Raw genomic sequence first — 14,424 nt, forward strand, 5'->3', positions numbered from 1 at the left:
CTAAAGCAATATCATCGTCCCTATTGAGACCATGCCCCCACGTTTTTTTGCTATCGAAATCAAAGTTACATTCGGTTCAATATTTTTACTCAAGCGAAACTCAGGTAAGTGTTCTGACGAATTTTGCTTTATAATATTGTATTCGGTGCTTCCATCAACCATGATAGTGTAATCCACCAACACACTTTTTTCCACTTTCTTCATTTCGGCAGGTTCATCAGTACCCGGTACATAATTTTTATTCTCGGGGTCGTCATTATAATATATGTGAAGATTACCATCCTTATCCACCAACTTAGCAAAGGAATACTTATCATCCATGAAATCTCCTGCCTTAGCTAGTTGATTTTTAGGCACCACTTTCATAAAATCCACTTTATGCTCTACATTTATGGACACCGCTAAAATCTCACCAAAATACCTCTCCTCCGTTACTTTATGACCTGAGGAGCTTTCATATCCTCTTTCATAATACTTTTCAGCCAACAAATACAAGCTTCCATCTGGTTTAGCAACCAAACCTTTGAAATCAAAATCAGCAAAAATTCGTGGCTTACCTTTAAAGCGCTTTTCACGCCTAAGTAAATTTGTGAGTTCTTCATTAAACACAAGCTCCTTAACCTCACTATAGAGAAACTTCTGCTGATCCACCACTCTTAAATCCACCCCATGTTGCTTGCCTCCACCAGATAGAACAAGCCATCCGTAGCAGTAAAGCATCCCTTCTGCCGCATCCGCATCAAGCTCAAAGTTGCTTATGCCATAATTCACCATTTCTACAGGCAATTCTTTATTACCAGCTTCTGTAAATTTATGTATGCTTAAAATGCTATTATCTTTTGTAAAATACTTCCCAATAGCATAGACATCCCCATTATTACTCAGCTTTATATCTTGAAATCTAAAATCCTTATCCAAATAATCTAACTCATAATCCTTCTTCCAAAGAAGTTTTAGATCATAATCATAAACTTCAACTCCGGCTTTCTCATTACCCTCCTCGTCATATTGGTATATCTTAAAGACTACTATTTTTGAATTGTCCTTTGAAGCTCTAACAACATAGTTACCAGTACCTTTTTTATCTGTTGCAAACTGGCTAAGTATGCTAAAATCAGACTCCCTCCCATCTTTGTCAACAGTTTTTACTAATAGCTTCATTATATCGGCCTTTGCATCAAAGTCACTGGAAAAAACTCTAGCCGAACCGTTGCTTAAAACAAGACCTTTATACTCCCCATATTTACCAGTTTTACCATCTACATGCACCTGGTATTTTTCACGATAATATCTACCATCATACATTTTAAAAATGAAGTTCCCTCTTCCTTCAGGCTGCCTGGAATACACATTTTGAGCATCTCCCCCCAAAAAGTATCTGAAATTACCTTGAAATTCTTTAGTAGGTGTTCCTAAATCAAACTTCAGCCTACTTGGTTGTGAAATGGATAATTGACATTGAAGAAGAGCTGAAAGAAAAAACAACCCTTTAAGGTACTTTCTCATAATCGTAATAGTCTTTAGTTATTGATTTTTAAATATATAAAAACATAAAACTCCAACTTTACATCCACAACAAAAAAACCCCGAATTCTTTTCAGAAAACGGGGCTCTTCACATATAGGGATTGTCTTATTGCTTAGATAATAAGCATGGCATCACCATAGCTTAGGAAGCGGTATTTTTCTTTGATTGCTTCTTTGTAAGCTTTCATTATCAAATCATAACCACCAAATGCAGCAGTCATCATCATCAATGTGCTTTGTGGCGGGTGGAAGTTTGTAATCATGCAATTTGCCACCTCAAATTCATAAGGAGGGAAAATAAATTTATTGGTCCATCCGTCAAATTGATTCAAGTGTCCATCAGTACTTACTGAACTTTCCATGGCTCGCATGGCAGTGGTACCCACAGCGCACACTTTCTTTTTGGCATCAATAGATTTATTCACCTTTCTTGCGGTTTCGTCATAAATCCAAAACTGCTCGCTATCCATTTTGTGCTTACTAAGGTCTTCCACTTCCACAGGACGGAAAGTTCCCAATCCCACGTGCAAGGTAAGCTCAGCAAAGTCTACTCCTTTTATTTCCATGCGCTTCATCAGCTGCTTGCTAAAGTGCAAACCAGCAACAGGAGCTGCTACAGCACCTTCATGCTTTGCAAAAATCGTTTGGTAACGATCCACATCTTCTTCATCTGGCTCACGACCAATATATTTTGGAAGTGGAGTTTCACCTAGCTCGGCAAGTTTAGCGCGAAATTCTTCATACGATCCATCGTACAAAAAGCGAAGTGTACGACCACGGGAAGTAGTGTTATCGATAACTTCAGCCACAAGGCTATCATCTTCACCAAAGTAAAGTTTGTTACCAATTCTAATTTTACGGGCTGGATCTACAAGCACATCCCATAGGCGGCTTTCACCATTCAGTTCGCGAAGCAAGAATACTTCAATACGGGCACCAGTTTTTTCCTTGTTTCCGTACATACGGGCTGGAAAAACTTTAGTGTTGTTCAACACCATGATATCACCATCATCAAAGTAATCAAGAACTTCATTGAACATCTTGTGCTCAATAGTTCCTGCTTTGCGGTTTACCACCATTAGGCGGCTATCATCACGATGTGGGGTTGGGCGATCAGCTATGAGTTCTTTTGGAAGGTCATAGGTGAAATGCGAAAGTTTCATTTTCATAAGCTTACGGGCTTTTGTCTCAAATGATTAATACTAAAAAAGGTCGGCAAAAGTATTAAATATAATTGTAAATGCAGCGAAATGTTCAGAAGCTAAAATCAAAAACCAACTTTAGTAAGTGGATAAATTACCGGCCTACATGGCGATGCATCATTTGCAAAACTTGCCACTTGCAGATTCAAGAGATAAAGTCCATCCTTAGTTTGTGAAGGCACTTGCAAAAGTTCACTAATGGTGCATCCATCGCGCGGATCTTCAGGATAATTCCAAAAAGCATGATGTGCCAAAAGCTTACCCTCATCTTCTTCTCTATCTACCGAAGGCAAATCCACCAGCACGTGCTCAACACCTCTATCTCGAATAAAAGCTAAAAGCTCAGGTTCAAAATAGGTGGCATTGCTTCCGCTAAAATCATGACCATCTTTGTAGTCTCCTGTTTTTATTATCAACGCTTCAATCCCGTGCCATTTGGTAAGAGATTTCTTGAGAGCTTCAAGTGTAATTATTGAGTCTCCATTTTTAGCTTTTTCGGGAGCTAGGCTTACCACCCAACTTACAAAGTGATATTTCTTAAGATAATTGTGTACGCTTTCTTTTTCCTTGGAAATATGCCCATACGTTTCGGTATGACTCCCATTTCCATGGGGATTGAACTTAATGTTGAAGAAATTTACTGGCGCACCTTTTTCTACGCTTCCAATCCAATCGCCATTTACCACAGGAGAAATATCCACATCATCTGCCCACCAAGCTTTAAGCTCCTTGCCGGGAAGACCTAACACAGAGGATAAATCTATGCCTTGGGCAAAATCAGATTCATACGCATCACCGCAGTGCTCGATTGTAAACTTCATGCTCTAAGTATTTTGTAAAATCTCAAATATAGAAAAGTGACGAAGCAATACCATCACTAAAAAAGCGATGTATATCCGGAATAAAAAGATGTCGGTTCTCATGAACCAACTTACCCGATTTCATCATGAGCTTTGCTTCTTCAAAAAGGTGCTCGGTAAAATCTGCCCCAAAATCGTGATCCACTTTATTTAAATCAATCCCTTCGCATCTTCGCAAAGAGGTCATCACCATCTCGTTAAAACGATCAGCCACCGATAAGGTTTCTTTTTCCATTGGCACATCATCTTCCTGAATGGCCTTAACGTAAAGATGATTATTAGACACGTTCCACTGGCGTGAATCACCATTAAAAGAATGAGCCGATGGCCCCAAACCTAAATAGGGAACACCTTGCCAGTAAGCGGAATTATGCTTGGCGCGCATTCCCGGTTTTGCAAAGTTTGAAACTTCATAATGCTCATACCCAGCTCGCTCCAGTATCTTACCTAAAAAATAATAATTGCGCTCAGCCAACACCTCATCCACGGGTTGCACCTTACCCTTCTTTATCCAGTTTTCAAGCACCGTTTCTTTTTCTACAGTAAGGGCATAAGCCGAAATATGCGGTAGGTCAAATTCTAAAGCTTGCATAAGCTGTTTTTCCCAATGCTCTTCACTCCGACCTGGCATTCCGTAAATCAAATCAATCGTTAGATTATCAAAACCTACATGGTGTGCCTCTTCAATACATTGTTTGGCTTGCAGCGCATTGTGCGACCTATTCATAAACTGCAAATCTTCCTCATCAAAAGATTGCACACCGATAGAAAGCCTGTTGAACGGTGAACTATAAAGCTGCTTTAATTTTCCTTTAGTAAGGTCGTCCGGATTCGCTTCAAGTGTAATTTCTGCATCGCGTGATATGTCGAAATGTATATCAATGGCTTCAAACACAGGCTCCCATTCTTCACTGTTCATCAAGGATGGCGTGCCGCCTCCAAAATAAATACTATTGATATTTTTATCTTCCAGGTAATGTTTCTGAAGCTCTATTTCTTTACAAATAGCGTCCATCACCTCCTTCTTTTTGCTCAAAGAAGTGGAAAAATGAAAATCGCAGTAAACGCATGCTTTACTACAAAACGGAATGTGGATATATATGCCTGACAAGTCTAGGTTTCTTTATCCAACAAAATACGGAAAATTGTGGCTCTACCGGGGTCTGATTGTGCAACAAATATTTTTCCACCGTGATATTCTTCAATTATTCGTTTGGCAAGACTGAGTCCCAGACCCCAACCTCTGCTCTTGGTAGTAAATCCAGGCCTAAAAATTGTTTTTTGCTTGTTTACAGGAATACCCTTTCCATTATCCTCTACTTCAATTTTTACGCGCTTACCCATATCGCTTATGCGTACTTCAATTTTTCCGGCTCCTTCCAGTGCATCAATGGCGTTTCTTACCAAGTTTTCAATCACCCACTCATATAAGGGTTTGTTTAGTTTTACACTTAGCGCTGACGCCCCAGCCTCCTCAGCATTAAAAATCACCTCTACTTTCCTTGGACTTCGAGCCTTTAGGTAAGAAACTGACTCCTCAGTAATCGCCACAATATCTTGATTAGAAATTGACGGCTTAGAGCCAATTTTAGAAAATCGATCGGTAATTGTGTTAAGACGGTTAATGTCCTTCTCCATCTCTTCTACCATCACCTGTTCGGTTTCTTTCGCGCGAAGCAACTCCATCCACCCCATCAATGACGAAAGTGGAGTTCCTATTTGATGAGCTGTTTCTTTTGCCAAACCATTCCACACCTGATTTTGCTCGCTTTTACGTGCATTGCTAAAGGCTATATATGCTATAATAATGAATAAGGATATTACACCTAAAAGCACAAAAGGATAATACCTCAACTTGGTAAGTAGTATTGAGTTTTGATAATACAGGTATTGAGTAATCTCATCTGACACCTTAATTTCAATTGGCGTAAACTCAGCCTCCATTTCCGCCATTTTATTGGCAAGCCACTTAGGATCTTTACTCTTTTGTAGATCAACATTCCTGCTCATAACTACACCGCCACCCTCATTTACTATAATAATAGGTATCGTATTGTTTGACTGAATGAACTCCTGCTCAAAAATTATATTACTATTATTCTCCGCTAGAATAATATTACTCATGGCTAATCCAAACTGCTTTACTTTGATCACCTCCTGATCGCGTAACTCATCCAAAAAGGACTCCGTGTACCACAAAGTAGCAGCACCAATTAGCACCGCAAACATGAAAAGTATAAATTTCCAAAGGTTCTTTTTTCCGTAAAAATCCATGTGTAGTCTTAATTGCTAGTACAAAACAAAACAAATTGTTAAATATTGCACCTCACTATACCAATGTCATTTACTAATCGTTTTGATGAATTCGCGTGCGAGCCATTTGTTTGGTTATTTTTGCCACTTTAATATTTAAATCAAAGCTGTAAACCATTGTCTAACGCTGTAGTAGTAATTCCCACTTACAACGAGAAGGATAACATAGAACCTATGATTCGCAAGGTTTTTTCCCTCTCACGTCCGTTTGACGTCCTCATTGTAGATGACGGATCGCCTGACGGAACAGCTGATATTGTGCAGCGTTTGCAAAAAGAATATGGCGAAGAGCTTCATCTGATGCAGCGTGGAGCCAAAAAAGGTTTGGGTACAGCTTATCTAGATGCTTTTAAGTGGGGGCTAGAGCGTGATTTTGAATATTTCTTTGAGATGGATTGCGACTTCTCACACAACCCTGAAGACTTAGTAAGGCTTTACGAAACTTGCGCCAACGAGGGCTATGACGTAGCCATTGGCTCAAGATATATAAAGGGTGTGAATGTGGTAAACTGGCCGATGAGCAGGGTATTACTAAGCTTTTTTGCGTCAAGATATGTCCGTATAATTTTAGGTATACCTGTAGAAGACACTACGGCAGGATTTATGTGTTACCGCAGGGCGGTGCTTGAGCGCATCAAATTTAACAGCATCAAATTTGTTGGTTACGCATTTCAGATAGAAATGAAATACGTAGCTTTTAAACTTGGATTTAAAATCAAGGAAATACCTGTGATCTTCACTGATCGTGCAGTGGGTACTTCCAAGATGTCGAACAATATTATTCGCGAAGCAGTTTTTGGGGTATTACAGCTTAAGATGCGTAATATCATGAAGAGGTATAAATAATTTCAAGAGTTATTTTTATGAAAAGAGTCCTGATAAAAAATGCCAGGATAGTAAATGAGGGTAAAGTGTTTGATGGTGATTTGCTGGTAGAAGATGGCCGCATTGCCAAAATTGATAAGCACCTTAGCCAAATAAACAGCGACACCCATTTGATAGATGCCAATGGCAAATATCTTATCCCGGGAGTTATTGATGATCAGGTTCACTTTCGTGAGCCCGGACTTACCAATAAGGCTACCATTGCCTCTGAATCAAGAGCTGCCATTGCAGGTGGTATCACTTCTTATATTGAGCAACCCAACACTCGTCCGGCAGCGGTTACACTAGATATTCTTGAAGATAAATACAAGATTGCCACGCAAGACTCGGTGGCCAACTTTGCCTTCAACTTTGGTGCGACCAATGACAATGTTGACGAAATCAAAAAGATAAATCCAAAGCTTATACCAGGGGTAAAAGTATTTATGGGAAGCAGCACTGGAAACATGTTGGTAGATCATGAAAATGCATTGAATGCCATTTTTAGCGAAAGCCCGGTACCGGTAATTACTCACTGTGAAGATGAAAGTATAATCAGCTTCAACTTTGAGCAATATAAAGATCGTTATGGCGATAACATTCCGATTGAATTTCACCCGGACATCCGTAGTCGCGAGGCTTGTTTAAAGTCTTCCAGCTTTGCTGTGGAGCTTGCTAAAAAGCACGGAACGCGTCTACATATTTTCCACATAAGTACAGCTGAAGAAACTGAGCTATTTACCAAAGAGCCGCTTGACAAAAAAATGATTACTGCCGAGGCATGCGTTCATCATCTTTGGTTCTCTGCTGAAGATTATGCTGAAAAAGGAACACTCATAAAGTGGAACCCTGCGGTAAAAGAAGTTTCTGATCGTGATGCTATTTTGAAAGCAGTGCTAGACGGCCGAATTGATGTAATTGCTACTGACCACGCCCCACACACGCTTGAGGAAAAATTACAACCCTACACCAGCGCCCCGAGCGGTGGTCCTTTGGTGCAACATGCTTTACCTGCCATGATGGAGTTTGTGCGTGATGAGCAAATGACCATCCAAACTTTGGTAACCAAAATGTGCCACAATCCAGCAACTATCTTTAAAGTAAAAGACAGAGGGTTTATTCGCGAAGGGTATTTTGCTGATTTGGTGATTTTAGACCCATCGCGCCCATGGGCTGTGAATAAGGACAACATTTTGTACAAGTGTAAATGGTCACCATTTGAAGGGGTTACTTTCCGCTCACGCGTTACTCACACTTTGGTGAATGGTAATGTGGTATTTGATAATGGTAAAATCAACGATAGCAAAAAAGGGATGCGCCTTGAATTTGACCGCTAAGCTAATTCCGATAGTATTATTTGCACTGGTTTCCTGTGGCAATCCTGTAGAAGTAATTGTTCCTGAGGGCACTGTTTCTGACTCTATGATGGTGAAAATCCTAACCGATTTTCACTTGGTAGAAGGCGCTAAGGTGGGGAACAAAATAATGGGAGATACTATTCCGGCTACAGTTTATACAGCCAAGGTTTATCAAAAGTACAATCTTACCGAAGCAGAGTTTGAAAAGAGTTTTCGATTTTACACCTCCAATCCAGATTTGATGGAGGGGATTTATGAAAAGGTAATTGAAAACCTAAATAAGATAGAGGCTACTGCTCCTCGCTCTTCTGTTCAGGATGATATTATGCGCGAGCAAACCACTATTGCACGGCCTTTAAGTGATATTACGAAGAAAGTAAAGGCTCAAAACGATTCGCTTAATGACTCAACAAAAAAAGGTCAGGAAGAATAATCTTGCTTGTAAAAAGCAGAAAGGTCTTTAATAGTTTCTCTTAAAGGGCGAAACTCAAAATCAAGTTCTTTTTGCACCTTATTATTGGTATAATAGTTTTTTTGATGCGAAGTTTTGGCCGTCCCTTCTGTAATCATGGGCCTTCCGCCAAATAGAATAGATTTCACTTTTTCAATTCTCCACACAATATTACCCATCCAAGGCTTGGCATGTACTGTAGGTTTGGGAGCATTAAGCTCCTCCGCTATTTGATTGAAAACTTCACGGTAACTTACGTTTTCACCAACAGCTACAAAGCGCTGCGCTGAAACATTACTAGCCATAAGCTTTACCATAATTGCCGCTACATCACGAGCATCCACATAGCCGTTTACACCTTCCGTGTAAAACTTAAAACCTTTGGCCACCGTATTAAAAATAGCCGCGCTTCCCTCCTTCCAATTTCCCGGACCAAGAATAATAGTTGGGTTTACAATCACCGCATCAAGACCTTCTTCAGTAGCTCGCCACACTTCTAGCTCAGAGAGATACTTGCTTTTTGCATACACACTATTGTGTTTACTTTCTACCCATTGGGCTTTTTCGTCTATAGGCTTACCCTGTGTAGCTCTTCCCAAAGCTGCAACACTACTTACGTGAACCAGTTTGCGAATCTTAAATTCCAGAGCAACGTTTATCACATTGGCCGTAGTTTGTGGATTTACGCTCATCAGCTTGTCGTCATCCCTATCATCAAAAGAAACCAAAGCAGCACAGTGATATACCTCTGATATTCCAGACATCGCATCTTCAACATCCGCAATGTTCATCAGGTCAGCCTGTACCCAATGTACTTTATCCAATAATTTCTGGGGAGAGTCCGTATAGTAGGAAAATATTTTGGCCACCAAATCCTGCTTAGCTTCATCGCGATAAGCAGCCCTCACCGCCTTGCCTGCACTTGTTAGCTCATACAAAACGTGAGCTCCTAACATCCCGGTTGCCCCGGTTACCAAAATAGTTTCGTCCAATGCCTTTCGTAATCTTTGATTAGCCTGCGCGAAGTTATATTTTTGCCCGTCAATCGAAGAAATTATATCCCCCGATGAAGAAAAATTTTGTAGAAGAGTTACGTTGGAGAGGCATGCTCCATGATATTATGCCCGGAACTGAAGAGATGCTTGAAAAAGAAATGGCTTCGGCCTATGTGGGCATCGACCCTACTGCCGACTCTTTACACATTGGTCATTTGGTGGGAGTAATGATGTTGAAGCATTTTCAACGTGCAGGCCACCGTCCATTAGCTCTTATCGGTGGTGCTACAGGTATGATTGGCGACCCTTCCGGTAAAAGTAAGGAGCGCAATCTGCTGACGGAAGAAGACCTCCGCCACAACCAGGCATCTATCCAAAAGCAATTAGAGCGCTTTCTTGATTTTACATCTGACGAGCCCAATGCCGCCAAGTTGGTAAACAACTACGATTGGATGAAGAACTTTAGCTTCCTTGATTTTATCCGAGACATCGGTAAGCACCTTACGGTAAATTACATGATGGCTAAAGATTCTGTAAAAAAACGTCTTACCAGCGAAGATGCTGAGGGAATGTCTTTCACAGAGTTTACCTACCAATTGGTACAAGGTTATGATTTTCTTCACCTTTACAGGGAAATGAACTGCAAGTTGCAAATGGGCGGTTCGGATCAGTGGGGAAATATTACCACCGGTACTGAACTCATTCGCAGAAAAGCGCAAGGAACTGCATTTGCCCTTACCTGCCCACTTATTACCAAAGCTGATGGAACCAAATTCGGGAAAACAGAAGAAGGTAATGTGTGGCTAGATAAGAAACTGACCAGCCCATACAAGTTTTACCAATTTTGGCTAAACACTTCTGATGATGATGCTGAGCGCTATATCAAGATTTTCACCATGCTGGATGAAAACGAAATCAGCAGCTTGGTAACTGCGCACAAAGGAGCTCCACATGAGCGTGCCCTACAAAAGAAGTTAGCGGAGGAAATGACCACCATGGTCCATTCTGAAGAAGATTTGGAGAACGCTCTTAAGGCTTCTGAAATCCTTTTTGGAAAAGCTACAGAAGATTCACTTCGCAATATTGATGGAGAAACCCTGGCTGATATTTTTTCCGGTGTACCTCAATTTGAAATTACTGCTGCCGAACTTAATGATGGATTGGACATAATTGCCTTTGGGGCACAGCAAACGCAAATTTTTAGTTCTAATGGTGAAGCCCGCAAAATGATTCAGGCTAATGGCTTTAGCATCAACAAAAATAAAGTGACTTTGGAAAAGAAGATTACTCAGGATGATGTAATCAGTGGCCAATACATTCTTGCTCAAAAGGGGAAGAAGAACTATTTCCTCATTAAGGTAATATGATTAGATTTGAACAAATCCTGGATTTTGGGTTTAAACAAGTTAAACTTTAACTTTTGCTAGATCAATCACACACAATTACCGAAGCAAACCTCATTGAGGAATTTACAGCTGGTAATGAAGCTGCGCTGAGCTTTATATATGACGCCTATTCCGGTGCGTTGTACGGGGTGCTTTTGCAAATGACGCGCAATAGCGACCTCAGCCGCGACCTCCTCCAAGAAACTTTTATTAAAATCTGGAAGTACCATGCCAAGTACGATGCCACCAAGGGTGCGTTGTACACGTGGATGCTAAACCTTACTCGCAATAATTGCATTGACTATTTGCGTTCTAAGAGAAATAAAAACCAGAACCAAAACCAAGAGCTGGATAATCACGTATATGCATTTGAAAGCCACTCAGGTTTTAGTCCCGATCACATCGGGCTTAAAGAAGTTGTGGACAGCCTTCCGGCCGAACAAAAACAAGTGATTGACCTCGCCTATTTTGGCGGGTATACACAGAAAGAAATTTCTGAAGAATTTGACATTCCATTGGGGACAGTGAAGAGTAGAGCCAAAGCTGGCATGGAGAAGCTGCGCAAATTTTTTAAACCGGAAAACTAAGAACAAAGTTGAATACTAAAGAATACATAGAATCAGGAGTTATTGAAACCTACGTACTAGGGATGCTTACTGATGCCGAAGCTTCCGAGGTAAAGCAAATGGCCCAAAAGCACCCAGAAGTGCAACAGGCCATTGATGAAATGCGTGCTAGCCTAGAAGGCTATGCTACCGCCCATAGTGTGGCTCCCAAGCCCGAGTGGAAAGACGAAATATTAGCAGCTGCCTTAGCGGCAAATAATTCACAAGGCCAAAAATCTACTCCTACCAAAAAAGACACACAACAAGAACCAGTGGTAAGAACCATGGCTCCCGCTGAAAACAAAAAGTCTGGCTTTTCACCTATAGCAATAGCTGCTTCTGTAGCACTGCTTATTAGCCTTGGCTACAATGCCATGCAGTATCAATCTATTCAGGATAAAGAAGAGAAAATATCTAAAACCCAACTGCGAGTTGCTGAACTAGAAAGTGAGAATGAGGTGATGGTAGCCAACTTTAAAGATGCTCAAAGCAACCTTGCAGTGCTTAGAGATGCTGGAACTGCCACCTTTATTATGAAAGCCATTGAAGGTCGTGACCCTCAATATCGTGCCGATGTACACTGGAATTCAACATCAGAAATAGTATATCTGGACGTAAAAGCTTTGCCTGATGCCCCCGAAGGAATGCAGTACCAACTATGGGCCTTGAAAGATGGAAAGCCTATAGATATGGGTGTATTTGATGCTGACGACACCAAAGAAAACTTAATGGCTATGGGCAAAGTTCCTGGTGCTGATGCTTTTGCGGTAACCCTTGAAAAAGCTGGTGGTGTGCCTTCACCCACTATCGAACGGATGTATGTGTATGGCGAGCCTGTGGCGGGTTAGTTGAAATAATAATTAACCCCAACTGAAACTTGAAGTATACTAAAGCCCGTACTAGGCAAATAATGTCCGCTAAACACATAATCACCTTTTTCAAATTTTGACTTTGGTATATGAATGTAACCACCCTCTACCAGGAATTTCAATTTTTCAGTCCCCCACTGGCCACCAATGTTAAAGAGAAGCATATAAGGGTGTGACTGATTAGGATTAAAATCCTCAACTCCGTAATGGTGATATCCATCTTTATCTATAACTGATATCGGATTATAACTAGGTGAACCTGTGTTTAAATATCCGTCTTTGGCGGGGAAGTTGACGGCAGGCCCCAAGCGAACAAACAATTGCTTTTCGGGAAGTATGCTAAACTCAGGAAGAACAGCAAAATACATTAAATTTTGTTCATATCCCATGTGTATCCAATCAAGAGTGTAGTCTGGAGCATTTTCATACCCTTTCATACTAAAGTCCCCATCAATAAACAAATCGAAATAGGTGTATTGAACTCCCATTTGCAAACTCAAATCCATCCAATCAAATAAATCTATCGAAAAACGAAGAGCCATGCCACGGGTATAGGCAGGAGTAGGGAACTTTCCTTCATCAGTTTCTAATTTGCTCCCATCGTCATTAAAGTACTTTATTAGAGAATAACCTGCCGAAACCACAGGGCTTACACTTACTTTTTGAGCATTGCCATAAGTTGCTAATAACAGGCAAAGGAGAGTTGTTCTAATTGCTTTCATTTTGTTAGTTACTTGGGTTAAATTATTCCGGGAGTTTAAAACACATCATAAAGTATTCATCGTGTACATAGATATAGCCCAGCTCTTCATTGATGGCCACACCATTTTGAAACGCAGCACTTGTGTATTTCCTATCGCCATCATGGGGCGAATCCTCTTCCCATACAATCTGGCCATTGGCGGTACGAACGGCAAACAATTTTCCATCGCCCTCCGCTGTGTAAAACACCATACCATTATAAAACTGCATGTGCGAAGGGCTATGACCTGCCTCAAAAGTATGCCATAGCAAATCACCCGTATATTTATCAAAAGCATAAATAGCATCATTGTCCGGCTTCACTATCAAACGGTTTCCATCAATAATTAAATTAGAAAGCATTAAGTGATGCCCTGATCCGGGGAAGCCCTTTTGCCAGATAAACTCGCGCTTTACTAAATCTATACAGTGCAGATTGCGGTTTCCAAGTACGTACACCCTGTTATCTTCAATCACGGGAGGAAGAACATTGGAATTACCCGTTGGCTCAATGTCTTCCATTACAAACTCCACCTTCTTTTTAGAAAGATTGTAACCATACAGGTCAATCTGTCCATCCTGGTTAGATCCAAACTTCCAGCTACGGTTTTGAATAACCAATATGCTATCATTGGAAGGGCTCATCCATAAGGTGGGGCCGTGTATAAATGGTGAATAACCATCTATTGAATCTGCATACAATGTAAAAATAGTATCCCACCTCACGTTATTGAACGGAGATCTAACCAAATAAACTTTTGACGCAGGCCAAGATGTTGAAGTATGCTTGTGATAAATATATCCATCTACCTCTGTAATACCTGGGTGCCCATTTTTATTGGGAACTAAATATTGCCAACTGAGATTCCCCGTTTCGAAATCAATCACATTAGTCTCATAATTATTATTCACCGCATACTTATCTTCATAAATTAATTGATGGTTATTATAAGGAATGGAAGGAGTTCCTCCGAAGTCATTCCAACTCCATTTTTTTTCACCGCTCTTCCCATCCAGTCTCCAAATTGAGAAGCCATTCATAGAAGGTGCTGAGTTACAAATCAGGTCGCCCTTATACATTAGAGGTTGTCTTCCTTGCGATTGTCTTTCATCAGGTGCCATGGGTACTTTCCATACCATTTGCAGTAACGAAGTGTCTTTACCATTAGTCCCGGGTGGAGTTGGAGAGAGTGGCTCAGGCTTTTTGCAAGCCCAAGCCATAATTAGCATAGATAAATAGAATACCATTTTCATA

Annotated in this window: 14 protein-coding genes; 6 read left to right on the forward strand and 8 right to left on the reverse strand. The window is 40.7% G+C overall.

Going from position 1 to position 14,424, the window contains the following annotated elements; translation table 11 throughout:
- The 5 genes from OWEHO_RS09680 to OWEHO_RS09700 form a co-directional block, all read right to left on the reverse strand.
- Positions 1–1,506 (reverse strand): hypothetical protein, encoded by a 1,506-nt coding sequence (locus tag OWEHO_RS09680; protein ID WP_014202297.1) that lies wholly within the window; start codon positions 1,504–1,506, stop codon positions 1–3.
- Between the two features lie 133 nt (positions 1,507–1,639).
- Complete coding sequence (queA, locus tag OWEHO_RS09685) at positions 1,640–2,689, reverse strand: tRNA preQ1(34) S-adenosylmethionine ribosyltransferase-isomerase QueA (RefSeq protein ID WP_041628150.1); 1,050 nt, start codon at positions 2,687–2,689, stop codon at positions 1,640–1,642.
- A gap of 104 nt (positions 2,690–2,793) precedes the next feature.
- Positions 2,794–3,549, reverse strand: a complete 756-nt coding sequence (locus tag OWEHO_RS09690) for a cyclase family protein (RefSeq protein ID WP_014202299.1) — start codon at positions 3,547–3,549, stop codon at positions 2,794–2,796.
- 22 nt (positions 3,550–3,571) lie between these two features.
- Positions 3,572–4,699 (reverse strand): radical SAM family heme chaperone HemW, encoded by a 1,128-nt coding sequence (gene hemW / locus OWEHO_RS09695; protein ID WP_014202300.1) that lies wholly within the window; start codon positions 4,697–4,699, stop codon positions 3,572–3,574.
- Positions 4,700–4,701: 2 nt separating this feature from the next.
- Positions 4,702–5,862, reverse strand: coding sequence for a sensor histidine kinase (locus OWEHO_RS09700; RefSeq protein ID WP_014202301.1), 1,161 nt, complete (start codon positions 5,860–5,862; stop codon positions 4,702–4,704).
- 156 nt (positions 5,863–6,018) lie between these two features.
- Between OWEHO_RS09700 and OWEHO_RS09705 the strand changes: the two genes are divergently transcribed.
- Genes OWEHO_RS09705 through OWEHO_RS09715 form a run of 3 tightly spaced genes read left to right on the forward strand, consistent with a single transcriptional unit; the run spans position 6,019 to position 8,556 of the window.
- Positions 6,019–6,747, forward strand: coding sequence for a polyprenol monophosphomannose synthase (locus OWEHO_RS09705; protein ID WP_014202302.1), 729 nt, complete (start codon positions 6,019–6,021; stop codon positions 6,745–6,747).
- Positions 6,748–6,764: 17 nt separating this feature from the next.
- Positions 6,765–8,102 carry a dihydroorotase gene (locus OWEHO_RS09710; protein WP_014202303.1) on the forward strand — a complete coding sequence of 446 codons (1,338 nt, stop codon included), beginning with the start codon at positions 6,765–6,767 and terminating at the stop codon, positions 8,100–8,102.
- Positions 8,086–8,556: a DUF4296 domain-containing protein gene (locus OWEHO_RS09715; protein WP_014202304.1), complete on the forward strand. Its 471-nt coding sequence runs from the start codon at positions 8,086–8,088 to the stop codon at positions 8,554–8,556. The genes OWEHO_RS09710 and OWEHO_RS09715 overlap by 17 nt, the downstream gene beginning before the upstream one ends.
- Here the strand turns inward: OWEHO_RS09715 and OWEHO_RS09720 are convergent.
- Complete coding sequence (locus OWEHO_RS09720) at positions 8,544–9,566, reverse strand: NAD-dependent epimerase/dehydratase family protein (RefSeq protein WP_143764565.1); 1,023 nt, start codon at positions 9,564–9,566, stop codon at positions 8,544–8,546. The two genes, OWEHO_RS09715 and OWEHO_RS09720, sit on opposite strands and share 13 nt — an antisense overlap.
- 74 nt (positions 9,567–9,640) lie before the next feature.
- Here OWEHO_RS09720 and tyrS point away from each other — a divergent pair, with 74 nt between their 5' ends.
- From tyrS to OWEHO_RS09735, 3 genes are read left to right on the forward strand one after another with little or no spacing between them, the layout of a single operon-like run.
- Positions 9,641–10,936, forward strand: a complete 1,296-nt coding sequence (tyrS, locus tag OWEHO_RS09725; protein WP_014202306.1) for a tyrosine--tRNA ligase — start codon at positions 9,641–9,643, stop codon at positions 10,934–10,936.
- A gap of 53 nt (positions 10,937–10,989) precedes the next feature.
- Positions 10,990–11,541, forward strand: coding sequence for an RNA polymerase sigma factor (locus OWEHO_RS09730; RefSeq protein WP_014202307.1), 552 nt, complete (start codon positions 10,990–10,992; stop codon positions 11,539–11,541).
- 8 nt (positions 11,542–11,549) lie between these two features.
- Positions 11,550–12,407, forward strand: coding sequence for an anti-sigma factor (locus OWEHO_RS09735; RefSeq protein WP_014202308.1), 858 nt, complete (start codon positions 11,550–11,552; stop codon positions 12,405–12,407).
- Here OWEHO_RS09735 and OWEHO_RS09740 read toward each other — a convergent pair.
- Complete coding sequence (locus tag OWEHO_RS09740; protein ID WP_014202309.1) at positions 12,404–13,150, reverse strand: hypothetical protein; 747 nt, start codon at positions 13,148–13,150, stop codon at positions 12,404–12,406. The genes OWEHO_RS09735 and OWEHO_RS09740 overlap by 4 nt on opposite strands.
- 22 nt (positions 13,151–13,172) lie before the next feature.
- A complete protein-coding gene (locus OWEHO_RS09745) occupies positions 13,173–14,423 on the reverse strand; it encodes an outer membrane protein assembly factor BamB family protein (RefSeq protein WP_014202310.1) in 1,251 nt (416 codons plus the stop codon).
- Between the last annotated feature and the right edge of the window lies 1 nt (position 14,424).

It is taken from the genome of Owenweeksia hongkongensis DSM 17368 (genome assembly GCF_000236705.1).
Taxonomy (GTDB): domain Bacteria; phylum Bacteroidota; class Bacteroidia; order Flavobacteriales; family Schleiferiaceae; genus Owenweeksia; species Owenweeksia hongkongensis.

Coding starts and splice junctions, on each gene's coding strand:
- OWEHO_RS09680 (WP_014202297.1), bottom strand. CDS start 1,506: ATGAGAAAGTACCTTAAAGGGTTGTTTTTTCTTTCAGCTCTTCTTCAA.
- tyrS (WP_014202306.1), top strand. CDS start 9,641: ATGAAGAAAAATTTTGTAGAAGAGTTACGTTGGAGAGGCATGCTCCAT.
- OWEHO_RS09700 (WP_014202301.1), bottom strand. CDS start 5,862: ATGGATTTTTACGGAAAAAAGAACCTTTGGAAATTTATACTTTTCATG.
- OWEHO_RS09745 (WP_014202310.1), bottom strand. CDS start 14,423: ATGAAAATGGTATTCTATTTATCTATGCTAATTATGGCTTGGGCTTGC.
- OWEHO_RS09690 (WP_014202299.1), bottom strand. CDS start 3,549: ATGAAGTTTACAATCGAGCACTGCGGTGATGCGTATGAATCTGATTTT.
- queA (WP_041628150.1), bottom strand. CDS start 2,689: ATGAAACTTTCGCATTTCACCTATGACCTTCCAAAAGAACTCATAGCT.
- OWEHO_RS09710 (WP_014202303.1), top strand. CDS start 6,765: ATGAAAAGAGTCCTGATAAAAAATGCCAGGATAGTAAATGAGGGTAAA.
- OWEHO_RS09740 (WP_014202309.1), bottom strand. CDS start 13,150: ATGAAAGCAATTAGAACAACTCTCCTTTGCCTGTTATTAGCAACTTAT.